Source organism: Kocuria sp. CPCC 205260, assembly GCF_040981045.1.
GTDB classification, from domain to species: Bacteria; Actinomycetota; Actinomycetes; order Actinomycetales; family Micrococcaceae; genus Kocuria; species Kocuria palustris.
Genome location: NZ_JAVKPT010000058.1, coordinates 1 through 615, shown reverse-complemented (window position 1 = coordinate 615; position 615 = coordinate 1). Strand labels below are relative to the sequence as shown.

Genomic DNA, 615 nt, shown 5'->3' with positions numbered 1-615 from the left:
GTCCTGCTCAACGACGAACCGTCCCACCCCATCGACCTGTTCCTCTGCCTAGCGGCCCCTGACAAGTCGGGGCACCTGGCGACCATGAAAGAACTAGCCCAACTCCTCGTCAACGAGGAACAACGCACCAACCTGCTTGCCGCCACCACACCTGCCGAAACGCTGGCAGTCATCGAGAACATCGGAGCCCACAAATGAAATTCCTCGCCGTCTGCAGCACCGGACTGGGCAGCAGCTTCATGGTGCACATGAACATCGAGCAGGTCCTCAAAGAACTGGGGGTCGCCGATGTCACCGTGGACCACGCCGACCTCGGCTCGGTAGCCCCAGGCGACGCCGACGCCATCTTCGTCGGCAAGGACATCGCCGAGGCCGCCCAGAGCCTGGGCGACGTGGTGGTGCTCGACAACATCATCGACCTCGACGAACTGCGCACGAAGGTGCGCGAAACCGCTGAGCGCAAGGGCCTCGCGGTGACTCCCGGAAGGAACAACTAATGCAGGCACTCCTCGATGTCCTCCTGGACATCTTCCGCCAGCCCGCGGTCATCGTCGCCCTAATCTCCCTCATCGGCCTGACCGTCCAGCGCAAGAGTTTCAGTGACGTGCTCAAGGG

2 protein-coding genes are annotated in these 615 nt (G+C 62.4%); both read left to right on the top strand.

Annotated features, from left to right (window positions below):
* On the top strand, positions 1 to 198 hold a 198-nt coding region (locus RF645_RS13135), incomplete at its 5' end, for a PTS sugar transporter subunit IIA (protein WP_368819257.1).
* On the top strand, positions 195 to 497 hold the full coding sequence (locus tag RF645_RS13130; protein WP_368819256.1) for a PTS sugar transporter subunit IIB: 303 nt from the start codon (positions 195 to 197) through the stop codon (positions 495 to 497). The genes RF645_RS13135 and RF645_RS13130, both read left to right, overlap by 4 nt.
* Positions 498 to 615: the final 118 nt, after the last annotated feature.

Coding starts and splice junctions, on each gene's coding strand:
- RF645_RS13130 (WP_368819256.1), top strand. CDS start 195: ATGAAATTCCTCGCCGTCTGCAGCACCGGACTGGGCAGCAGCTTCATG.